The 23,044-nt window shown below is 49.9% G+C and carries 13 protein-coding genes; 4 read left to right on the top strand and 9 right to left on the bottom strand.

The window, feature by feature from the left end:
• Positions 1-21: 21 nt before the first annotated feature.
• The 5 genes from rhaI to AC0J20_RS05050 all read right to left on the bottom strand — a co-directional run bounded on the left by rhaI (position 22) and on the right by AC0J20_RS05050 (position 7,422).
• A complete protein-coding gene (gene rhaI / locus AC0J20_RS05070; RefSeq protein ID WP_473020876.1) occupies positions 22-1,317 on the bottom strand; it encodes an L-rhamnose catabolism isomerase in 1,296 nt (431 codons plus the stop codon).
• 10 nt (positions 1,318-1,327) lie between these two features.
• A complete protein-coding gene (locus AC0J20_RS05065) occupies positions 1,328-3,520 on the bottom strand; it encodes a bifunctional rhamnulose-1-phosphate aldolase/short-chain dehydrogenase (RefSeq protein WP_473020875.1) in 2,193 nt (730 codons plus the stop codon).
• Positions 3,521-4,085: 565 nt separating this feature from the next.
• Positions 4,086-5,582, bottom strand: coding sequence for an FGGY family carbohydrate kinase (locus tag AC0J20_RS05060; RefSeq protein ID WP_473020874.1), 1,497 nt, complete (start codon positions 5,580-5,582; stop codon positions 4,086-4,088).
• A 2-nt stretch (positions 5,583-5,584) separates the two neighbouring features.
• The gene (locus AC0J20_RS05055) at positions 5,585-6,586 is read right to left on the bottom strand and encodes a transketolase family protein (protein WP_473020873.1); all 1,002 of its coding nucleotides are present in this window, start codon (positions 6,584-6,586) and stop codon (positions 5,585-5,587) included.
• On the bottom strand, positions 6,583-7,422 hold the full coding sequence (locus AC0J20_RS05050; protein WP_473020872.1) for a transketolase: 840 nt from the start codon (positions 7,420-7,422) through the stop codon (positions 6,583-6,585). Before AC0J20_RS05050 ends, AC0J20_RS05055 begins: the two co-directional genes overlap by 4 nt.
• Before the next feature lie 288 nt (positions 7,423-7,710).
• Between AC0J20_RS05050 and AC0J20_RS05045 the strand changes: the two genes are divergently transcribed.
• The 3 genes from AC0J20_RS05045 (at position 7,711) to ribBA (ending at position 10,768) form a co-directional block, all read left to right on the top strand.
• Positions 7,711-8,502 (top strand): DeoR/GlpR family DNA-binding transcription regulator, encoded by a 792-nt coding sequence (locus AC0J20_RS05045; protein WP_229529781.1) that lies wholly within the window; start codon positions 7,711-7,713, stop codon positions 8,500-8,502.
• Positions 8,503-8,537: 35 nt separating this feature from the next.
• On the top strand, positions 8,538-9,521 hold the full coding sequence (locus AC0J20_RS05040; protein WP_473020871.1) for a TIM barrel protein: 984 nt from the start codon (positions 8,538-8,540) through the stop codon (positions 9,519-9,521).
• A gap of 119 nt (positions 9,522-9,640) precedes the next feature.
• Positions 9,641-10,768: a bifunctional 3,4-dihydroxy-2-butanone-4-phosphate synthase/GTP cyclohydrolase II gene (gene ribBA, locus AC0J20_RS05035; protein ID WP_473020870.1), complete on the top strand. Its 1,128-nt coding sequence runs from the start codon at positions 9,641-9,643 to the stop codon at positions 10,766-10,768.
• Between the two features lie 25 nt (positions 10,769-10,793).
• On the opposite strand, the gene AC0J20_RS05030 is transcribed toward ribBA, so the two are convergent.
• The 4 genes from AC0J20_RS05030 to AC0J20_RS05015 all read right to left on the bottom strand — a co-directional run bounded on the left by AC0J20_RS05030 (position 10,794) and on the right by AC0J20_RS05015 (position 18,922).
• Positions 10,794-11,669 (bottom strand): sugar phosphate isomerase/epimerase family protein, encoded by an 876-nt coding sequence (locus tag AC0J20_RS05030; protein ID WP_473020869.1) that lies wholly within the window; start codon positions 11,667-11,669, stop codon positions 10,794-10,796.
• A gap of 135 nt (positions 11,670-11,804) precedes the next feature.
• A complete protein-coding gene (locus AC0J20_RS05025) occupies positions 11,805-13,049 on the bottom strand; it encodes an MFS transporter (protein ID WP_229529785.1) in 1,245 nt (414 codons plus the stop codon).
• A gap of 62 nt (positions 13,050-13,111) precedes the next feature.
• The gene (locus AC0J20_RS05020; protein ID WP_473020868.1) at positions 13,112-15,067 is read right to left on the bottom strand and encodes a glycoside hydrolase family 127 protein; all 1,956 of its coding nucleotides are present in this window, start codon (positions 15,065-15,067) and stop codon (positions 13,112-13,114) included.
• A 348-nt stretch (positions 15,068-15,415) separates the two neighbouring features.
• Positions 15,416-18,922, bottom strand: coding sequence for a family 78 glycoside hydrolase catalytic domain (locus AC0J20_RS05015; RefSeq protein WP_473020867.1), 3,507 nt, complete (start codon positions 18,920-18,922; stop codon positions 15,416-15,418).
• 545 nt (positions 18,923-19,467) lie between these two features.
• Here AC0J20_RS05015 and AC0J20_RS05010 point away from each other — a divergent pair.
• The gene (locus AC0J20_RS05010) at positions 19,468-23,043 is read left to right on the top strand and encodes a family 78 glycoside hydrolase catalytic domain (RefSeq protein ID WP_473020866.1); all 3,576 of its coding nucleotides are present in this window, start codon (positions 19,468-19,470) and stop codon (positions 23,041-23,043) included.
• Position 23,044: the final 1 nt, after the last annotated feature.

The following is a 23,044-nucleotide window of genomic DNA, read 5'->3' as shown; positions in this document are numbered from 1 at the left end:
CCTGTCATAAACAATTTCAGATTACACAATACCAGAGCCGGTGGCATTCGGGTCACGGGGTCGCAACTCCGCCATGGCCGCGCGATACCCGGCGCTGCGATACACACCTAATGGATTGATCGCGGCCCCTTTTTGGTAGCGGGCCATTGCCAGTATCGGTGATACGTCCAGGTTAAACGCATTTTTTAGCTCCAATGAGGCCATCAAGGCATCGTTTTCTTGCTGATAACCGTACAGTGCTTCGCGGTTTACCAGTAAAGCTTTGACATAGGAACGTTGCACTTCAATCGCTGAATTTATCAAGCTTTCGGCCGGGTCGGTGACATTGTGTGACTGGTCCAGCATGTAAGCGGGATTGAACTCAGCTTGCTGACGGTGCTCGGCATCCACCAGTTCATTGAAAATCAAAAATTGCTGGTACGGGTGCAATGAGCCACTATCCAAATCGTCATCGCCGTATTTACTGTCGTTAAAATGAAATCCGCCCAGTTTTTTAAACTGAATTAATCGCGACACGATCATTTCAATGTTGGTATTGGGCGCATGGTGACCCAGATCCACCAGGGATTTACATTTAGGTCCCAGGTGCATCGCGGCCAAAATGTTAGAGCCCCAGTCCTGAATAATCGTGGAATAAAAAGCCGGCTCGAACATTTTGTGCTCGATGTGCATTTCCCAGTCATCCGGCAGGCCTTTGTATATCTCCTCCATGCTGGCGAGGTAGCGTTCAAAGGCCCGTTGGAAATGTTGCTGACCAGGGTGATTTGAGCCATCACCCACCCACACTGTCAGGCTTTTAGCACCAAGCTGTTTCCCGTATTCAATACAATCCAGGTTGTGCTGAATGGCAAGTTCACGGGCCGCTTGTTGGGTATTGCTCAGGCTGCCGTACTTGTACGACACTGCCTGTCCTGGCTGGTCCTGAAAGGTATTTGAATTTACCGACACCCATTTTATGCCGTATTCATCCGCTTTTTGTTTAAGCGCTGAGAAATCCTCAACGGTATCCCAGGGAAAATGTGGTGAGACACTATCGGTACAGCCCGACAACTCATTGATCACCGCGCAGTCTTCCAGCTTTTCCCAGATATTTCGCGGCTCACCTTCACCCGGAAAACGGGCGAAGCGGGTACCACCTGTGCCGGTGCCCCAGGAGGGCACTGCAACCTGAAATTTGCCTGCCAACGCAGTAATCGCATCAATATCGATATTGTTCCGGGCAAGCTTATCCCCCAGTGCGGCATAATCTGCATCCAGTGCCGCTTTCTGCTTGTTATTGTCATCGCTGATTATGACTGCATCAATTCTTCGTAACATAACTTACCCCTTATCTCAGGAATGCTTCATGCAGACCACCGTCTACACTCAGCACTTGCCCGGTTGTTTTGCTCAGCTGACCGGAGACCAAAAGGAACGCCGCTTCGGCTTGATCATCTGGTGTAATAGGTTGTTTGGTCAAGGTACGCTGAGCATAGAATTCAGCTAATTTATTTCGCAAGGCTTCAGTACTCTCATCGGTATTATGACTGATATTGTACTTCCTTAGCGATGAAATCACCCGGTCCCGGGGGAACATGTTACTACCCTGAACAACGGTTGCCGGCGCCAGCGCATTGACATTGACCAGTGGTGACAGCGTTACCGCCAGCTCACGTACCAGGTGGTTGGCTGCTGCTTTACTGGTATCGTAAGCCAGTGAGCCTTTTTTGGATACGGCACCATTGACACTTGTGGTCAATACCATTGAGCCTTTTAGCCCTTGTGCTTCCCATATTTTCTGTGCTGTAGAACCTACGACATAGCCACCCTTAACGTTAACGCTGAAGCTCAAGTCGAATATTTCATCGTTTTTCGCCAGATCCGGCCCCTCAGCAATAAATACACCCGCTGTGACAATCAGCTTGTCTATTCCACCATAGGCCAATAACACCTGAGTAAACATCTGCTCGACGGTTTCTCGTTTAGTTATATCAATTTCTAACGCGATTGCCGGACCGCAAGCTGAAATTCCGCTCCCTGCAACACCAATGCCCTGCCCATAGATATCAGTCAGTTCTTTCGCGGTGCGTTGTGCATTTTCCATGTTCAGGTCAGCACACACGACATGAGCCCCTTCTTTTGCTACGCGATGCGCCGTTGCTTTACCAATGCCATCGCCTGCGCCGATAATAACCACCACATCTCTGGCTAATGGTTTTTCCGGTGGCATACGTTGCAATTTTGCTTCCTCCAGCGCCCAATACTCAATGTCGAACGCCTCCTGGGGAGGTAAAGCGGTATACTCAGATATGGCTTCGGCACCCCGCATAACTTCAATTGCACAATTGTAAAATTCTGCGGTAACACGTGATTCACTCTTGTTTTTACCCCATGCAATCATTCCGATACCAGGTATGAGTACTACTGTGGGGCTGGGGTCCCGCATAGGCGGAGAATCCGGGCGCTTGCAGGCTTCGTAATAAGCCGTGTAGTCTTCGCGGTATTTTTTCAGTCCCGTTTTGAATTTTGAAATCAGCGCTGCAACGTCATCTTGCTGGGGATCAAAGTCAACCAGCAAAGGTTTGATTTTTGTGCGCAAAAAGTGGTCGGGACACGAGGTTCCAAGCTCAGCCAGGCGCGGCGCGTCTGCGCTGTTTACAAAGCGAAGTGTCGCATCATCGGTTTGCACCGTGCCAATAAATTTTACTTTGTTAGAGATTAGGCCCCGCGCAACCGGCAGGAATTCTGTAAGTAGTGCGGTGCGCGCGTTTTCGTCCAGTGACTGATATTTTTGACCGCCAAATGTCAGTTCACCTTTGTCCTGTTCATCGATGAATCGGGCGGCTGTTTCAATTACCCAAAGTGACGTTTCATAACAGCTTTTACTTTCAGAAGACCAGTTGGTGTGACCATGCTGGCCCAACAGGATCCCCCAGATGTCAGGATTGGCAGCATAAGTGTCTTCACAGAGTTTGGCCGCTTCCCAGCCTGGACGCATCCAGGGAACATAAGCCAGTTTGCCTCCCCAGATGACTTCTGTGAGTTCTTTTTGTGCCTTGCATGATGCAACTGAAATCACCGCGTTGGGATGCAGGTGATCAACATGTTTTTCATCGATCATGGAGTGAAGCGGTGTATCGATTGAAGATGCCCTTGGGTTTAAGCAAAAATTGCAGTGCTTAAACATGCCCACCATGCGGTCTTCACCCGCTGATTTATAACCTTTATCCGGGTAATTTTGATAAACATCATCCAGCGCATTCAGTTTGTCCTGATATAAAGAAGAGAAATTCTCTTTTTCTGAGGTGCGCAAATCGCCGCCCGAGCCTTTTACCCAAAGTACTTCCACTTCTTTTCCGGTCAGTGGATCAACTTCTGTTAACTTTGCAGACGTATTGCCTCCGCCGGTATTCGTAATTCGCTGATCTTCCCCCAGCTTGTTGGAGCGATATACCAGGTTTTCAACGGGGCTGAGTTGATCTGCTACCTCGTCTTCCCATAGGTATTTTACGTGTTTGTATTCATCTGGCTGATAAGGCATGTATGAGCACCCTGTGATGTTAAATAATTGGAACTGGAAAATTGTGAGAACTACAGTTCATTTGTGACTCAATATACATCCAAATCGGTCTTTGTCAATCATATTCAATCATAAAGGTGGCAAAAATTTACATTACATTCCCAAATATTTTACAATTTCACTGGCTGTGATTCAGGGATTGCGTCTATCGAAACAGGATGTAGCGCAAAACTACAGGGGTATTGCACTGATTTTCCGGTCTGGCAACTGATCTCCGTATCGCCGCGACTTTTTTTAACAAGAAGGAAAAGCAATCTGGCTGGTGGTGTATTGCATGATAAACAGGCAGGCTAAAACACAATGTGCTGAGGTTAAGCCGATAAATAACCCTGTGAAAAAGCGGAAAAATCAACTCATATTCAGTCAAGGTGTGGTCATATGATTAAATTTGAGCGAAAAGCCATTTAACTGCTGCCGATATCTGCTCATTCTGTTAACCGGGGCGCTGAACCGGGCAGGGAGTTGAGGCCTGACCGGCCAGAGTGGGTACCACTGCCAAGTGATAGTGAATGGCAGCGGTAGGCAGTTAAACTGATTTTTTACCGGTTAACACCTGAGCAACAGCCGCGCGCCAGCCGGCCAGCATGCGGTTGACGTCGGTTTCAGACATGCGGGGTTGAAGCACGGGCTTGTTAAACCCGGTATCTGAAAACGCCGTTACTGAGGGGTATATTTTCAGTGCCAGCAATCCCATCATGGTCGCTCCCAACGCAGAGCATTCGGGAGTGGCTGATACCTGCAGGTCTGTGCCAATCATATCTGTAGTAAATTGCATGAGTTGGTGGTTGGCCGTTGGGCCGCCATCCACTTTTAGGGTCTGCATGGCAATGCCACTTTCGGCCTGCATTACATCAAGTACGTCCCGCAGCTGATAAGCGATAGAATCAAGTGCGGCTTTTGAGACATGGCGCCGATCTGAGTGACTGGACAAGCCGACAATAGCGGCCCGCGCACCGGGCTCCCAGTGGGGCAGTCCCAGCCCCGAAAATGCCGGGACCAGATATACACCGCCGCTATCTGACACCTGCGCAGCAAGCTCTGCAATTTCCGCAACGTCTTGCGCCAATCCCAGTTGTGTCTGTAGCCAGCTCAGGGTTGACGCTGAATTGATAATGATGCCTTCAAACGCGTACACAGGTTCATTATCCTGGACCCAGGCCAAAGCAGTGAGCACGCCCTGGTCTGAAAAACGTGGTTTGTTGCCGATATTCAGCAATACTGACGAGCCCGTACCCAATGTTGCTTTTGCATCACCGGGAGCAAAACACTGTTGTGCGAACAGCGCAGCCTGAGAATCACCCATAACACCCGCCACAGGCAGTGGTTTGTCGATGATGCCGGCAAAATCAGTTTCGCCGAAAAAGGCGCTGCTCTCTCTGACTTCCGGCAGGGCGTTCATGGGTACCTGCCAAAGCGAGCAAAGTGCTTCATCCCACTGAAGATCATGAATGTTGTACAGCAGCGTTCTGCTGGCATTGGTTGGATCTGTGGCAAACACCTGACCCTGCGTAAGCCGGTAAATCAGGTAACTATCAATGGTGCCAATTAAGGCTTCACCGCTCTCAAGTCTGGACCTGAGCTGCGGATGATTGTCCATCATCCACAAGAGTTTCGAGCCGGAAAAGTAAGGATCCAGCTTCAGGCCACTGCGCTCGTGGATCAGCTCGTCATGCCCGGCAGCGCTAAGAGATTCACAAACCGGCTCACTGCGTCTGCATTGCCAAACAATGGCTGGGTATAGTGGCTTGCCGGAGCTGCGCTCAAATATCACCACCGTCTCACGTTGATTGGTGATACTCACGCCAACAAGTTGGTCGAGGCTGTTGTGATGGCGCTGCAGCAACTGTTTTACGGTGGCCAGGGTGTTTAACCAAATTTCTTCGGCATCATGCTCAACCCAACCCGGTTGCGGGTAGTGCTGTTTGTGCTCCCGTACCGCTTTATCTAACACCGCGCCTGAACTGTCAAACAGCAGTGCTTTGGTGGCAGAGGTGCTTTGGTCCAGTGTAATTATCATCGACATAGTTAATTGTTCACGAGTCTTAGCATGGATTCGGCAAGGCCTTCCATCGACATGCCATAGTGGCGAAAAATATCAGCCTGGCTTCCTGTTACCGTGTATTCATCCGGAATACCCATGATTTTAAAGCGTGGCTTATAGCTGGACTGGGCAATGATTGCGGCGCAGGCTTCGCCCAATCCACCATTGACCATATGCTCTTCAACAGTGAGTATCGCGCCACACTCCTGGGCACAACGCAGAATACCGGCTGAGTCCAGCGGTTTTATCGTCGGTACGCTGATCACCCGGCATGATATGCCTGCGGTTTGTTGTAAATGCTCAGCTGCCAGTAAAGCGTGAATGACAGTTTCTCCTGTAGCGATAAATGCAGCGTCCTGGCCGTCTTTCACCACCCGACAGCGACCAGGCACAAAGGGGTCATTTCCGGGCAAATTAAACAACGGTGCTTTTCCTGCCCGGATATACACCGGGGATGCCAGTTGCGCCGCCGCTTTAACGGCTTCCTGCATTTCATAGTTATCTGCAGGCGACATAATGGTTATATTGTTAACTGCCCGCAATGCTGCAATGTCGTGTAGCGAATGATGCGTTGAGCCCAACGCACCATAGCTGACGCCGGCACTGATACCCACCAGAGTAACCGGATTATCCGAGTAGGCAATATCATTTTTAACCTGTTCAAATGAGCGCGCGGTTAAAAAGCAGGCAGGAGAGACGGCAAAGACTTTTTTGCCTACTGATGCAAGACCGGCAGACACACCCACCAGATTTTGCTCGGCAATGCCCACTTCCACAATTTGTTCTGGCAGTGCCTGCCCGTAGGGAGCCAGTTTACCTGAGCCCCGGGAGTCACTGGTGACGGCCAGGATATGCCTGTCCTGTGTAGCCAGATCCTGTAGTGTGGCGGCAAAGATTTCCAGGTTGGCTTTGCCCATCGACAGGCCGAGATTTTCGGCGGTTTGTTTCGCTTTTGGGGAATACATTGACGGCGCTGGTGCACTCATAAAGAACCCTCCGTGAGTTTTGCTATCGCGGTTTCAATTTCTTTCAGTGCCATGATTTGTTCTTCGTCCGATGGCACGCCATGGTGCCACTTGGGAATGTCTTCCATAAAGCTCACACCTTTTCCTTTGATTGTCTTCGCAATAATCATGCTGGGCTTACCGGCCTGCAGTGGTGCGGCCAATGCTGCACTGAGTTGCGTTAAGTTATGACCATCGACTGTGCTGACCGCCCATCCGAAGGCGGCAAACTTTTCGGCCAGTGGCTCGTTGTTCATCACCTCAGAGGTGCGACCGGAGATCTGCAGACTATTGCAGTCAATAATGGCGGTTAAATTATCAAGCTGATAGTGAGACGCTGCCATGGCGGCTTCCCAATTAGAGCCTTCCGCCATTTCGCCATCTCCCAATAGCGTAAATACCCGAAAGTTACGATTGTCTTTGCGCGCTCCTATGGCCATTCCCGTTGCAATGGGCAATCCATGACCCAGGGCGCCGGTGTTTTGCTCCACACCTGGTACCTTTCTGGTGGGATGACCGACAAAATGCGATTGATAGGCGCACAAGCTTTCGAGTTCTTTCTCATCGTAAAAACCCTGGTCTGCAAGTACCACAAATAGTGCCTCAACCGAATGTCCTTTACTTTGCACAAATCGGTCGCGATCCGGTGATGTGAAGGTGTCCGGTGACACATTGAGAATGCGGTTATACAAGACGTTTAATATGTCTATGCAGGAAAGACTCCCCCCTGTATGCCCGGCACCCGCACTTTTAATCCAGCGCAAAATACTGTGCCGATACTGCAGTGACTTAAGGGTTAGCTGTTCGTTTGTGTACATAAAATACCCTTTCAAACTTTGATTTACAGTTACTGTTCTATATTCAATATATTCCGAAAATAACCTTTGATCCAGATGTATCGTAAATAAATAACTTTCGAATACTTGCGTTTTTCGTAAATGGGTGTTTAGATGTAGGCATGACGCGTAAACAGGTTTACATTTAGGCTCGCAGGATTATCCAAACCAAAATCAATACGCGCTGTCAGGGCTGTGCTCTGCTGAAGCGGCGATGAATGCTTCGGAAGCGATGCAATAAGAGCGAGTAAAAAATGGGAACTGACGTTCATGAAAGATAAAAAAACAAAGAGCAGGGGTTTAGGCGAAACCCGGCGCAAGAAAATGCTGGAATGGCTGCGGGAAGAGGGCAGTGGTCGGGTGCAGGTACTGGCGAAAGCCTTCGGGGTTTCAGAGGTAACCATCAGGCAGGACCTGGAAAAGCTGGAAGCGGAAAACCACGTGGTGCGGGAACACGGTGGCGCTTACCTGAAATCAGTTCCTGAACAGGTGCGGGCGATGACCCTGGAACACCAGGAAAACCGCGAAGCCAAACACAAAATTGGCCTGGCTGCCGCAGCGTTAGTGCAGGATGGTGAAACCATCATTCTGGACTCCGGCTCAACCACAACGGAAGTTGCGGCTAATTTATTTGGACGAAAAGAGATCACGGTGATCACTAATGCACTCAATATTGCTCTGATGTTGGGTGGCGACCGCAACTTTGATGTGCACATGACAGGCGGGCATTTTAAAGCGCCTACCTTGTCGTTAAGTGGTGAACGCTCGGCTGATTATTTTAATGGCTTGTATGCCAGGCGTTTATTTTTGGCTACGGCCGCGCTGGATATAAAACACGGTCTGTCGTATCCCTCGTTGTCGGATATTGCGGTGAAACAGGCCATGATGAAATCCGCTGAATCCATTTGTCTGGTGGCGGATTCAAGCAAAATCGGTTTGCGTTCATTTTGCGTACTCGGGGGGCTGGAACAGGTCGACATGCTGGTAACTGACAGCGGCATTACCCGGGAGCAGCAACAACAAATTGAAGACATCGGGGTGGAAGTCATTATTGCATCCTGACCCGGTTACAACTTGATATGTATAAGGATACAAAAATGAAGACGAAGCAAAAATTCGGTGCCGGTATCTGGCACTTTGCAACCTATGTTGACCGCTATGCAACTGATGGCTATGGCCCGGCACGGGGCCTGCTTGAAATGATTGATTTGGCGGGGCAGGTGGATGATTTATCCGTTGTGGATATCAATTTCCCGTTTGTTGATAAGTCTTTGTCCTTAGACAAGGTTGAAGCGGCTTTAAAGAAAAATCACTTATCAGTGGTGGGCATTACCCCGGAAATATACACCCGCCAGTTTGCCAAAGGGGCTTTTACCAACCCTGATGCAGGCATCCGTCGTCTTGCAAGTGACATGGTTAACGAGGCCGCGGATGTGGTCAGACGTTTTGGTGCGGATTATGTCAAACTCTGGCCGGGACAGGACGGCTGGGATTATCCTTTTCAGGTGGATCACAAAGAAATTTGGCAGCTCAGTGTCGAGGGCATCGCTGCCGTTGCCAGTGACAACCCGGATCTCAAGTTTGTCATTGAGTATAAGCCGCGTGAACCGCGCGCGCATATGAGCTATGACAGTGTTGCCAGAACATTGTTGGGCATTGAGAAAATGGGCTTGCCGAACGTGGGTATCTTGCTGGATTTCGGTCATTCCTTATACGGTGGTGAGTCACCTGCAGATGCAGCCCAGTTGGCCATTGATCACGGTCGCCTGTTTGGTATGGACGTGAACGATAATTTCCGTGCCTGGGACGATGATATGATTGCCGGTTCTGTGCATCCGATGGAATTGTTTGAGTTTTTCTACACCCTGAGAAAGAACAATTGGGAAGGTGTCTGGCAATTGGATCAATTTCCGTTTCGCGAAGACCCGGTTGCGACTGCAAACAGTGCCATCAGCTTCTTAAAACACATCGAGCAGGCACTCGACAACCTGGATTTCGAAGCCATGAAGGACGCACAAAAGCGCCAGGACGCCGTCACTGCTACCAATATTGCCAGAGACGCTCTGTTTCGTTCTTACTAATAGCAACCACAGTTTATCGACTCAGCAACAAAGCGAATCGAAGCGACTCCGGTGTGTGCACCGAAGTCGTTTTGCGTTTGGGCTTCTGGTAACGGGTATTATTTCTCAACAGGATACTTATGCAACTCAATAGTTATGCCGAAATCATTGATGACTTTCGCCAGGGAAAGATGGTCATACTGATGGACGATGAAGACCGTGAAAACGAAGGCGATATATTAGTCGCCGCTTCTTTTGTCACAGCCGAACAGATTAATTTTATGGCAAAATATGGCCGTGGCTTGATCTGTTTAACCTTGACTGAAGCGCGTTGTCGCCATCTGGCATTGCCGTTAATGGTGCAAAATAACAAAAGTCAGCACAGCACAAATTTTACCGTCAGCATTGAGGCGGCAGAGGGCATTGATACCGGGATTTCCGCCGTGGATAGGGCCCGCACTGTTCAGGCCGCCATTGCACCAGATGCAACGGCGCAGGACCTTGTGCAACCCGGGCATATCTTTCCTGTTATGGCCCGTGCAGGGGGCGTACTTAGCCGGGCTGGTCACACGGAAGCGGGTTGCGACCTGGCACAACTTGCTGGCCTTGAACCGGCAGCGGTAATTGTTGAAGTGATGAACGATGATGGCTCTATGGCCCGCCGCGCCGACCTTGAAGTGTTCGCTAAAACCCATGATATCAAAATCGGCACCATCGCAGATCTTATTCAACACCGCATACATACGGAGCGCACGATAGAATGTGTACGCGAGCGAACAGTGCAGACGGCGTATGGGGAGTTTTTACTGAAAACCTACCTGAATAACGCCACCAATGAACGCCATTTTGCCTTTGTAAAAGGTGACATCAGTGCACAGGACGTGACGTTAGTGCGGGTGCATGTCAGCAATGCAACCCGGGATATTTTCGCCCTGCAAGGCGTTGATGACGATGGCACGGCCTGGGATTGCCGGGCGGCCCTGGCCCGCATCAGTGAAGAAGGTTCGGGTGTACTGGTTTACATAGATCATGCCCAAACCAGCTCTGATCTGGAAGGTGAAATAGAGCGGTTAGTGAGTGGCCAAAAACGCCGACCAAATCAGGAAGCAGGCTACAAACTGGTGGGTACCGGTTCGCAAATTTTGCGGGATCTGGGGGTTAACAAGCTGCGCCTGCTCAGTGCGCCGGTGCGTTTTATGGCGCTGTCGGGATTCGGGTTGGAAGTGGTTGAATTTATTCCTCACGGCGATCCCTGCACAGCAAAATAGCCAGAAAAAACACCGACACGGGCGCTTAATCTCTACTATGGTGCCCGTTCTGGCGAATTGCCGCTATTGCGTTATCCACGCCGCGCTTTGACAGGGCCAAACTCGCCAGCGGCGTTAAATTGTCCGGATATTCTTCCTGCTCAACAACGAGCCATTCTATGCCGCCGTAGCGAATACTATCCCGCAGGATCGAATTCCAGTTGAGATCGTCTTCCCCGATAATGGGGCGCTTGTCACTTGAGGGGGCATTGAGTTTTGCCTTAAAATGCGCCAGTTGCATACGCCCGGAATATTTTTTGATCATCTCTGAGGGTTGCAATCCGGCGCGATTGACCCAGCCGATATCCAGTTGCAGGATAAACGCGGGGTCGGTATTTTGTGCGATCTCATCCCAAAAGGTGTGTTGCTTATATTGGGTAAATTCCCGGTCGTGATTGTGAAAGCCAAAGCGCATACCGGCATCTGTTAGCTGACCGTGAATTCGGTTAAGTTCATCGATAAAGCGCGTTATATTCTCTGCATCGTCAGAACGCTTGTCAGATGGCAAAATGAGGGTATCTACACCTAAGCGCCGATATTTTTCGATCGTGGCGTTTATGTTTTGTGTACTGAGATCGGTGGTGCTGACGTGTGCCGAACTGATAACCAGCTTGTGTTTCGCCAGTAAGGCCAAAAAACCCGACGGATCATCTTTATAAGGTCCAAAGTACCCCGCCAGTTCCACCCCCTGAAACCCCAGCTTTGCCAACTGAGCTATGGTGTTGTCAAAATCTTCTGTCAGTGGTGTTCTGACAGACCACAGCTGGACACTGACTTTGGGCAGGGATGAACGGGGTGAGTGCGATTGACAACTGCTCAGCAGCAGCGTGAAAAGCACCAGACTCAGGGATATCGGTTTCATATCAATCTCGATGTGGCTACTGTCAGCCTGTTAGTGCCAACCCCACCCATCAGAACAATGACGGGCAGGGGCCATTAAAGGGTTATCAGCCGTTTCCCGCTTGCCGGAAACAACTGTGCAGACATTAAACGCCAGTCAGGCGGCAGTGGCAACTTTAGTGTGATCAAAATCCTCACCTATGATGCCACCAATCAGGAAAAGCCCCGAACTACTGATAAAGCAGGCAGCCCCCAGCAACAACGCAAAGTGATAATTGCCAAAGTAATCAAAAATATAGCCGTAGATATAACTACCGGAAGCCAGCGATGCTGCAAGAATGAACAGCAAAATGCCGAACAGTTTTCCATAGTTAACCAGACCAAAGTACTTGGGTACCAGATAAGCCATAAAGTCTACCTCTGCACCCTGAGCCAGGCCGAAACAAAACACTGCCGGCACACCTAACCAAAAGACTGCCGGTGCATCAGACAGGAAAATGAATATGCCCACTAAAGGGGTAAGCAGAAACAGGGCCGCGACTGCCGCCGGCCAGAAGCGATCCAGCAGCCAGCCGGAACTCAGTCGGCCAACAAAAATGCCGACAAAAAAGAACACCGCAAGACTGGCGCCTTCAGTGGAGGTGAATCCCTGATCGATTAGCAGGGGTTGCAATTGGTGCATCATTCCGCCGACTGCCACATTTGAGGTCACTAAAGCGGCGGCCAATAGCCAGAATTTGGCACTGCGCAACGCGGCTTTCATGGCCATTCCGCCGGTCTGAATATCATTGCCGCTGGTGTCTTGCGAGATGCTGGACAGGTACCCAGCAGGTGCCGGTTTAAGTGCCCAGGCCACAATAGGTAAACCAATTACCAAAGGAACCAGGGCAAAACACATGAAGCCGACACGCCATCCCCAGGTCTCGTTAACATAATTGAGCAGGGGGAACAGCACCATGCTAAACAGGGTGATACCCGACATAGTTACCCCCAGCGCCAATCCTCTGGAGGAGTTAAACCAGGTGTTTACGACTTTACTAAAAATCATTGGTCCGGTGGTCTGGCCCAGGAAGGTCATTGCCAGTAGCGTGGCGTAATAAACCCATATTGAGCCGGGCTGCAGACTCAAGGCAATATAACTTAACCCCAGGAAGCCCATACCAATGCAGGCCACCCGCCGACTGTCATACTTGTCAACGATCATGCCGAGTATTGGCAAGGTGAACAATGAAAGCACACCAATGATATTGCTCAGCGCCATGTCGGCGCGCTCCCAGCCAAATTCCGCCTGCAGTGGAATAATAAAAATACTGTTCAGCATCGAGTACAGGCCGAGACCCGTACCCATGCCCACTGATCCGGCTAACACAACACGCCAGCCATTTACCCATTCAGTTTTCATCTTGGTACCTGTAATTTAGTCATAGTACTAACAACGCTGTTCTGACTTGTTCAGCCCGGTGCTCAGTTTTGCACCGGCAAGATTGGCAGCCACACGGTCATTTCGCCCTTGTCTCTGTTATCCCACGCAAAATAGGGCACAAGGGTAACATCTACCTGTTTAAACGTTGGTGCCTGGTACTTTTTATAAAGCACCTCTGGCGAGTCGTTTCTGGGGTTGCGGGTATAGAGTGTGCCTTTCAATACCCCTAAATCGACACCGCTGATGCGGGACTTTTCGAAACTGAATGCTGAATTGGGATCAATATGCAGGTCGGCAACGCTGCAACCTTCAGGAATGTCGGCACTTTCCAGACAATAGACAAGTGGTCCGCGCGTTATCGCAAGGTGGTTGCGATTCTCTTCTACCAGGTTATGGCATTCGTTGAGTATCACCTCCATTGGCAAAGACAGTGCTATTTTGTCACCCGCCTGCCATTGTCGGTTAATTTCGATAAAGCCATTGTGAGCCTGTTCCAGGTGCGTGGCAGGCTGCCCATTAATCTGCACCTGATAGGACTCTGCCCAGCCCGGGATACGCAGGTACACAGAAAAGGGAGCGTCAGCGTCAATGGATTCAATTTCAAATGCGATATCGCCATGCCAGGGGTAATCGCTGCTGACTTTCATTGTAACTTTGCCGCCATCAGCCAGGGTCACAGCCGTTCTGCTGTCACCGTACATCAGAAATGCAATGCCATTTTCCCACACTACCGCGGCCTTATCTTGTGTTTCCGCAATGGTGCGCACAACGTTCGGGGGACAGCAAAAAGACGACAGGAAGTCCTCGCGATGACGGCTCCATTTCAGATCATAGGGCAAATCGTGGTCGTGAACACAACGCAGGGCATTGGTATAGAAATACTTGTCGCCATCCAGATTAATTCCGGAAATGGTACTGTTGTACAGTGCCCGTTCCATCTGATCTGCGTATTTGCCGTGTTGAAACGCATTCACCATACGATAGGCCCATAAATAACTACCTATGCTGGCACAGGTTTCGTTGTAACCGTTGATGTTTGGCAGCTCATACGCCCGACCAAAAGACTGATGGGTGCGCTGGATAGCGTCATAGTCATCACCGCCGTACGGCGACACACCATCATATAGTGGTGCGCAACCCCCGGTGATATAGGTTTTTTTGGACACCATGTCCTGCCACACTGCCTCCAAAACGGCGCGATAATCTTCGTCGCCTTTGCCCAAATACAGGTCGGTCAGTCCGGCATAAAGATACGTGGCGCGCACGCCATGACCCAAGATTTCACGATGTTCTTTGAGCGGGTGCCTGTCCTGATTATCATCGGTACCGTCAGGCACCATATCTCTTAACAAAATCAGTTTTTCCAGCAGGTTGAGATACTGCTCGTCGGCGGTTGCCTGATACAGCTCTGCAAGGCCCATGTAATGAGACGGACAAACCGCTGTACGCGGAGTCGCTTCTTCAAGGTTGTCAAATTGGGTCTTCAGCCAGCCAGCCGCCTTTTTGGCAAGGTCCAGCAGTTTAGTCTGGCCGGTCATTCTGTAGTGTATAACCCCGGCACTCATTAAATGCCCCATGTTAAACACTTCAAAGTTATTGATATCTTCCAGCGGATTGGTTTCCCCGGTTCTGGCGCGTTCAATGGCTTCCATGGTAAAGATATAGCCATCGTCGCGCTGTACTTTGGCGATGGTATCGATAATGTAGTCGAGGCGCTTCAGCCATTCTTCATTGTCTGAATTGGCATAGACCCTGATCGCCGCTTCCAACCATTTGAACAGATCACCATCCCAGAAAGGAGGGCCAGAGTGTCCGCCTTCATTGTCTGATTCACCCACCGCCAGCTGGAAGTTTTCCCAGCAGTGGCTGACTTCCCTGTTGTCCAGAATGCTCCACATATGCGGGACCATTTTGTCCCGACAAAAATTCCATCTTTCTTCCCAGAAACCACCGGTCCATTCGCTATTAATTTCGCCTTTTGGTAAAAGAGCATTCATTACATACCACCTTAAATTCAGATTTATACTGTAACCGGTTCGCCTGAGCACGGGTAACGCCAGTCGCTTTCGTGCTGTGCCTTTTTGCATTGGAGCTAGGCCGGAAAAACCAACCTGTTACGTTGTTTAATGTTGCTGACTTGTAACTCTGAGTGATTACTGTCGTACAACAGGGTCACATTTTATTAACATCAGATTTAACATTATCATTCACTCGCCGCTCATTCAACTCAAAAATAGACAAAGTAACTCATAAGTTTTCAAAATAGCTCACAAAATGGTAACAAATCCTTTACCACAAGTTGAATTGTGGGTTTTAGCAGGGCGAATGTCGGGGTTTTTGCGCTGTTAGGGTTTGGTAGTGTGTTGACAGTTAAAGTGATACTCACCTGATTGCAATTGCATACTGATATAACCATCACAGTGTTGAATAGCATAAATGCCCGCGCTGTCTTGTAATGTAGTGCCGCTTTCGGTGATCGCCTTTATGTCTGTTACCGGCAGTTGCAGGGTGGCTGTCGTGTTGGCCGGCACTTTTGTTTTATAGTGCAATGCGTTGTCCTCTATCCACCAGTGACTGGTGATTTTGCCATAGGGTGACTGGTACCAGGCGTCTACCGCTGAGATTTGACCGTTGCCGTCGATTTCGGGTCGAAGCGCAAAGTTTTTAAATCCGGGTGTTGCCCGCTGAATGCCTGCTGAGTGACTCATCAGCCATTGTCCGACGGCGCCAAAGGAGTAATGATTGAAAGAATTCATGCTGTTGTTACCGGCAAAACCATGTTCAGTGGTATAGCCGTTCAGACGCTCCCAAATTGTTGATGCTCCCTGACGCACTGAATACAGTAATGACGGGTATTGATCGTTCAGGAATAACCGGTAGGCAGTGTCACCGTAGCCATGGGCGCTCAACGCATCTCCTATCCATGCCGTGCCGATAAACCCGGTCATCAGGGAATATTCCGGTCGCACTATGCCGTTGTCGTCACTGGATTGTCGCGTTACGCAGTTATTGAGCCTGGCCGCAAAACGGGCGTTATCCTGGTCTTCAAAAACGCCAAGGGCTAATCCAATGGCATAAAAACTCTGTGTGTCGGCAGTATCTGCCAACAGGGTATTAAGAAATGCTTGGCGCTTGTGGTAACGCCCTTTCAGGGAGGCTGCATCCTCTTCGTGGCCCAGCAAAGCGGCAGTTTTGGCGACGATGCCCAAAGCATACACATGATAAGCCGTCGCCGGAAAGGCCGCTCCTAATTGTTGATTTTGCGGTCCCAGCCAGTCACCCAATTCCTGATCGCGGCTTAGTCCGGTGGCCGGGTCGAGTGTGGTATCCAGGTAATTCAGGTAGTTCAACATGGCGGTATAGTTTTCTGCCAGTATCCCAATATCATTAAATTGCCAGTAGATTTCCCACGGCAATACGATACCGGCACAGCCCCATAACAGGCCGCCAAAACCGCCATCAATCGGCGCAATATCCGCATAGCGCCCGTTGTCAGACTGGGTATCGCGCATACTTATCAAATGTCGGCGCAAGAACTGAGAACAATCACTGATGTAAGACGCCGTGCGGCTAAACACGCTGATATCTCCCGACCAGCCCATTCGTTCATTGCGTTGCGGGCAATCGGTGGGCACAGATAAGAAGTTATCAATATTTGACCATACAATGTTTGACCATAGTTTGTTCAACCCGGTGTCAGAGCTTTGATATCCGGCGGTTAATTCGGCAATGGAGCTGATCACAACCCCCTGCACAGCTGTCAGTGGCAGCGCAGTTTCGATGCCGGTTATTTCGATGTACTGAAACCCGTGGAAGGTAAATCTGGGCTGATAACACTGTTTGCCCGCCTTCATTATGTATATATCCTGACTGAGGGCTGCGCGGTAATTCTCGGTCAGAATCATACCGGCATTGGCGCCTGATTCCGGGCGGTCCGGATAACACATTTCTGCGTAACGCAGGGTTACAACCTGCCCTGCTTGGCCTTGGTTAAAGTCAATACGCGGCACTCCGACAATATTCTGTCCAAGGTCGTAAACAAATACTCCGGGGCGCACCTGCCGGACTTCCCGGGCGCTGATTACTTTGAACTCACGGGCCGGCTCCCCTATTTGCCCAATCAGTGCCTGTTGAGTGAAGTCTAAATGTTGTGGCTTTTGCCTGAGATTCGGATGTATCCCCTGCGTCACTGTGCCTGTTAGCGGAACTTCGTGGGCGCGTGTCCAGCGTGCGGTATTAAAACCCGGCTCGCTCCAGCCGGCGACTGAGTGCGCTTTGTTTGCGTCATACACTTCACCCTGTATCAGGCTGCCGTACACTACCGGACCTTGGTTAAAAAATTGCCAGTGCTGATCATCCGAAACCTGCACATCGCGGCTGCCATCCTGATACTCGACAACCAGTTTTACCAACAATGATTGCCGGTCGCCAAAGCCATGCCAGGTGTTGCCAAAGCCCAGCATCCCGCTCCACCATCCCTCGGCTAACTGAGCCCCCATTGCATTGCTACCGGTACGGAGAAGATCGGTGACATCATAGCTTTGGTACAGATGCGTGCGGTTGTACTGGGTCAGCCCCGGGTTGTAATAATCGTTGCTTATTCGCTGGCCATTAATGAAAAACTCATAGATGCCTCTGGCCGTAACATACAGACGGGCTTTGGTGATTGTCTGCGCTTTTAGTGCAAACTCCCGGCGTACCATAGGCATACTGTTGCGGCTGGGATTCGCCAGTATACAAAGCCCGTCAACTCCACCAGTCAGCGCATAGTGCCCGTTTTCAATAACAAAAGATCCCGCCACTATCTGATCGGAAAAGATGCTTTGGTGTGGCGTCGGATGTTCTCTGAACAGGGTATTGCGCGGCGCGTGGACGTTGTTTATTGCAAGGTTTTTAACCTGGGCCTGTTGGCCTGGCTCTACTAAAAAGCCTATATGATTAAGCATGCCGTAGGTTATTACCCGATGATCGTTCCCGGCGGGATTTAACGGTGCTCTGGCACCCTGAAGCAGTGGCCTGAGTGGCGGAAATCTGGGATCGGCCGGTGGCTGTACGACAGTGTTGAGGTAGAAATCAGCCTGATTATTTAGCTGCACCGTCAAGGTACCATAGGCGTTATGGATCAAAAGATGATGAAACTGATGTTGGTTATGGTGATTAATAACCGAGGGTTTTACAATATAATCAAATAGCGGTTTGTCGGGCACATCATCGGCACTGTAACCGGCCCGATAAAAGCGCAAATGCGCAAAACCACCCCGACGGGATATCTCACCCACATCAAGCTCTACACTGAAATAGCTTTGATTTACGCCATTGTGCAGTTGATAGATGTTTTTGTCTTTGTGACACAGTCGCGGATCATTGGCGGCCAGCAGTATTGAAGCCCTTGTGCTGCCGGGGTCAATGCGCAAATCTGCCGACAGATTATACAGCGGCAGATAATCAGCGTATAAACACAAATCGCTGTCGTCACCACCAATCCACTTTGCACCTTCCCATGCGCTGATGTCAGAATTCATCAGGCCGGTTTCAAACCACGACCCGGCCTCAAGAGTGTCTGCATTTTGATCCCAAACCGTGACCGCCCAGTTGTAAGTTGTACAAGCCTGCAGGGGCCAGCCCTGATAAACAATGTGTAAAGAGTCAGATGAGAACACCCTGCCGGAATCCCACGCGACTTCGCCCTTGCTGTTTTTTACCAGGATGCGATAGGCCTGCTGATATTGGCCGCGTATCCCCCTGGCATTAGCCATTTGCCAACTGAAGCGCGGCTGAGTGACGTCAATACCCAAGGGGGTTTGACGGTATTCAACCTGCAAGCGGTGCAACGAGCCTTGACTGGTTTTCATGTTATCTCATTATTCTGTGACGACCCCCTGTGGCTTTTTTGAAGGTTTCGTCTGCTATCATAGATATCAGACTAGCGAGTCAGAATGTTAAAATCAATAACAATAATCAATATCGCTCATAAGGTGTCATTTGGTTTTGTTGTTTCATTTTCTTAACTGTCAGTTAAATCACTGTTTTTATCGAAAGTGGCGCTAATGTGGCGCAAGATAAAAATCTGTAGCAATGGGCTGGTGGCTTTGATGTTGGGGTGTTCAGGCTGTTTCTGGCAGGTTTTTAGGTACCTTGTGAGCAGCCATAAGTCTGAATTATGCTTGTTGAACTTTTTTCAATCGCATGTAATCAAAATGTTGCTATTTAAGTCATTTGTTGTAATATCCGGAGCATGGTGCTTCGGCAACAGGTGCAATATGTTGAAAAAATGTTGCAGGTTGAGTGCCCTTGCAAAGATAACAGGTCCGGATACATTTTCTGATTCACGCAGGCTGATACCCAATATAAGAGCTTAGCGGAGGTGTTTTCTGGCGCAAACTGGACGTTGAGTAGTATGCAGCCCGATAATTTAAAAGTTGAGTACCAGGCGAACCCGTTAGGTATTGATGTACTGCAGCCACGCTTCAGTTGGCAGATGCGTCATCAACCAGAACGCCGCGGCCAGAAACAACTGGGTTACCGTATTACAGTGTGTAATGATGCCGGTGTGCTGTTTTGGGACAGCGGTGAAGTAAGTAGTGATCAGTCGGTGCATATCCTTTATCAGGGCAAATCTCTTCAGCCCCGCAGCCGCTACCAATGGCGGGTGGCGGTTTGGGATCAGGATTCGCAAGTCAGCGAAACTGAATCCTGGTTTGAAACCGGTCTGATGAATTCGGATATCAGCGCCTGGCAAGGGGCACAGTGGATTGGCGGCGGTGACAATGACAAGCCTTTGTATGCCGACTACTTGCCACTGTATGACTTGTCTGTGGATGTTGAAATTGCGCCGGGGAGCCAGTGTGCCAGTATTATATTCGCAGCCAATGACCCTCGTTTTCTGGACAAGTATAAAAACATCTATCAGCAGGAAAGTGCTCTTAATGAAAGTTATTTCCGTGTTGAGTTGGATATTGCCGGGCTGGATGAGGTGCAGGGTCATGCCCGGCTGAACATTTATCGCGCGGGTTATCTACCCGAAGATAACCCGGCAGTGCCTGTGGCGCAGTTCAGAATTAAACACCAGGTGATTAACCAGGACAACCGTTACGCGCTACACCATCTGTTTATCCATAGTGAATATGGCACCCTGACCATACAGCTTGACGGCAATAGCGATTTTTATCTTGGGGCACAACGACCCAGAACGCCGGTATTGTTTTCAGAAAAAGCCCGTGCCCCCATGATGCATGGTGCCAGGGTTTGCTTAAATGAGGAAGGCGGCGATCACGATACGTTACCCTACGGGATGCTGAACGCAATCGGATTTAGGGTGGAGCCAGAGCAACACGCCAGCTTTAGTAATCTGCGGGTCAGCAATATCCATGCGCCCAACAACAATGTGTTTTCCGAATCCCTGAACTTGCCTTACAGCGGCATATTTGCGGCACATCAAGCATCCCCTCATTTCCGGGTTGAAAACCAGCGCTACCAGATTTCAGGTGGTACTAAAGGCACCTTCATCGTGGCAGATCCCAGCCAAAATGGTATGCCGATGTTGCGCTCTGAGTTCGATCTGCAAGGCAAGACAATCGCCAGGGCGCGTCTTTACGTTACTGCCCGCGGTATCTACGAGTTTTATATCAACGGCCATCGGATTGGAAACGACTACTATAATCCGGGCCTGACACAATACAATGAAACCCATCTGTACCAGACCTATGATGTGTCGTCCTATATTTTATCGGGCAATAATGCCATGGGGGCCTTGCTGGCAGAAGGCTGGTGGAGCGGGCTGTTAAGTTACGGTAATACCTGGCATTGCTTTGGCGATCAGCAATCGCTGCTGGCGATGCTGGTGGTCACCTTAGCTGACGGTACCGAATTGGTGTTTAACACTGATACCCAGAACTGGCAGTTCTTTAATCAGGGACCCATTACCTACAGCAGTCTGACGATGGGGGAAGTCTATGACGCCCGCAAAGAAGCTGAAATAAGCAACTGGAGTCAGGCGGGATTTAACGCGGATGGTTGGGTACCTGCCCGACAGGTGCCGTTGGAAAACTCTGCTACCTCCGGTAGTCGGCCCAGCATGATGATTGAAGCTCAGCATCTGAGCTATGAAAACATGGCTCTGGAGGGGCAGGTTGGTGAGCCAGCCAGGGTATTTAAGACGCTTAATGCGCAAAGTGTTGAGGAAGTCCGGCCCGGGGTGTTCGTCTATGATATAGGTCAGAATATCGTGGGTGTGCCACAACTTGATTTGGCGAATGGCAACGAAGGTCAGCAAATCACCCTGCGCTTTGCCGAAATGTTGTATCCGGATTTACCTGAATCCGGCCCCAATGTAGGCATGATTCTGACTGAAAATTATCGCTCAGCACTGAGTCAGGATATTTATATCATGAAGGCGGGGCCGCAACGTTTTCAGCCGCGTTTTACTTCTCATGGTTTTCAGTACATTGAAATTACCGGCATTGACGAGGCTTTGCCGTTATCTGCAGTTAAAGGCATTGTTATTAGTTCCGTGTCCCGATTGACCGCCAATTACACAAGCTCAAATAAAAACGTCAATCAGCTCTGGTCGAATATCGTCTGGTCCAATATTGATAATTTTCTGTCGGTGCCCACCGATTGCCCGCAGCGCAATGAGCGTATGGGCTGGACCGGCGATATTAATGTGTTTGGACGCAGTGCCACTTTTATCAGTGACTCTTCGCAGTTTATCCGTCGCTATCTCAAAGCAATGCGGGACACTCAAAGCCCTGCAGGCCGATATCCCGACATCGCCCCGGTAGGAGGTGGTTTCGGCGGTATATTGTGGGGCAGTGCTGGTATTACTTTGGCCTGGGAAGCATACCTGCAATTCAACGATTTTGGCTTACTGGCGGAGCATTACGCGTCAATGCAGGCTTATATGGACTTTCTGGACAGCGTCACGGATGAAAACAGCGGATTTATTACCGATGACGGTTTAGGCGACTGGCTTGGGCCGCAACATCAGCAGGTTGGTTCCGCATTTCTGGCTACCGCCTATCAGGTTTATATTTTGAATATCATGCAGCAGGTCGCCCGCATTCTTGGCGACGAAAAGCAGGCTGCAAGGTTTCATCGCCAACACCTGAACCGCAAAGCGTTCTTCAACGATACCTTTGTGTCCCCGGATAAAAAGGCGCTTGGCTGGCTGACTTACGGCAATATTTGGGAGCCATCGGATTGTACCCCTGAATTTAAGGAAGCGGATGTACAAACCGCCTATGCAGTAGGGCTGGCGTTGGGGGCATTTGACGACTCTTTGACAGCGACCATGGCGGCCCATTTGGACCGGACAGTAAAGTCTAAAAACAAAGATGATAGCGGCATAGAGCGCCCTGAATATTCTCTGATGACCGGGTTTATTGGTACTGCCTGGGTGGCTGATGCACTCACTGAAAATGGTTACAGCGATACTGCCTACCGGTTGATCCAAAGCGAAACCTATCCGTCCTGGCTTTATTCAGTTGTTCAGGGGGCAACCACTATCTGGGAACGCCTGAATGGCTATACCGTTGAACATGGGTTTGCCGGTAATAACGGCATGAATTCATTCAATCATTATTCTTTTGGCGCAGTCGCACAATGGATGATTTGTCATTCGGCGGGCATTCAACGAGACAAACCGGGCTTTAAGCATTTTTTGCTGAAACCCGGTATTGATAATCAGCGGAGCATCACACAGGTAGATGCTTACTATGACTCGCCCTATGGCAAAATCCAAAGCAGCTGGCAAACCGAAGCCGGACAACTGCGTTATCAGGCCAGGGTTCCGGCGAATACCAGCGCCACATTAGTTCTGCCCGTGCAGGATACTGAAATGGTTACCGAAAGCGGCAGGGCGTTAGATGAGTGCGATGGTATTTCCCGTGTAGAAAAACACCCTCAGGGCGTGAGTTTACAACTTTTGTCGGGCTGTTACTCATTTGTCTGTAAGCTGCCAGGTCAGGCGGACTGAA

The organism is Planctobacterium sp. R6, assembly GCF_055755215.1.
Note: the sequence above shows the minus strand (reverse complement) of the source record. Positions and strands in the feature narration are given on the sequence as shown.

What these genes read in the sequence shown, in the direction of transcription:
- rhaI (WP_473020876.1), bottom strand. Translation starts at nt 1,317, where the DNA reads ATGTTACGAAGAATTGATGCAGTCATAATCAGCGATGACAATAACAAG.
- AC0J20_RS05065 (WP_473020875.1), bottom strand. Translation starts at nt 3,520, where the DNA reads ATGCCTTATCAGCCAGATGAATACAAACACGTAAAATACCTATGGGAA.
- AC0J20_RS05060 (WP_473020874.1), bottom strand. Translation starts at nt 5,582, where the DNA reads ATGTCGATGATAATTACACTGGACCAAAGCACCTCTGCCACCAAAGCA.
- AC0J20_RS05055 (WP_473020873.1), bottom strand. Translation starts at nt 6,586, where the DNA reads ATGAGTGCACCAGCGCCGTCAATGTATTCCCCAAAAGCGAAACAAACC.
- AC0J20_RS05050 (WP_473020872.1), bottom strand. Translation starts at nt 7,422, where the DNA reads ATGTACACAAACGAACAGCTAACCCTTAAGTCACTGCAGTATCGGCAC.
- AC0J20_RS05045 (WP_229529781.1), top strand. Translation starts at nt 7,711, where the DNA reads ATGAAAGATAAAAAAACAAAGAGCAGGGGTTTAGGCGAAACCCGGCGC.
- AC0J20_RS05040 (WP_473020871.1), top strand. Translation starts at nt 8,538, where the DNA reads ATGAAGACGAAGCAAAAATTCGGTGCCGGTATCTGGCACTTTGCAACC.
- ribBA (WP_473020870.1), top strand. Translation starts at nt 9,641, where the DNA reads ATGCAACTCAATAGTTATGCCGAAATCATTGATGACTTTCGCCAGGGA.
- AC0J20_RS05030 (WP_473020869.1), bottom strand. Translation starts at nt 11,669, where the DNA reads ATGAAACCGATATCCCTGAGTCTGGTGCTTTTCACGCTGCTGCTGAGC.
- AC0J20_RS05025 (WP_229529785.1), bottom strand. Translation starts at nt 13,049, where the DNA reads ATGAAAACTGAATGGGTAAATGGCTGGCGTGTTGTGTTAGCCGGATCA.
- AC0J20_RS05020 (WP_473020868.1), bottom strand. Translation starts at nt 15,067, where the DNA reads ATGAATGCTCTTTTACCAAAAGGCGAAATTAATAGCGAATGGACCGGT.
- AC0J20_RS05015 (WP_473020867.1), bottom strand. Translation starts at nt 18,922, where the DNA reads ATGAAAACCAGTCAAGGCTCGTTGCACCGCTTGCAGGTTGAATACCGT.
- AC0J20_RS05010 (WP_473020866.1), top strand. Translation starts at nt 19,468, where the DNA reads ATGCAGCCCGATAATTTAAAAGTTGAGTACCAGGCGAACCCGTTAGGT.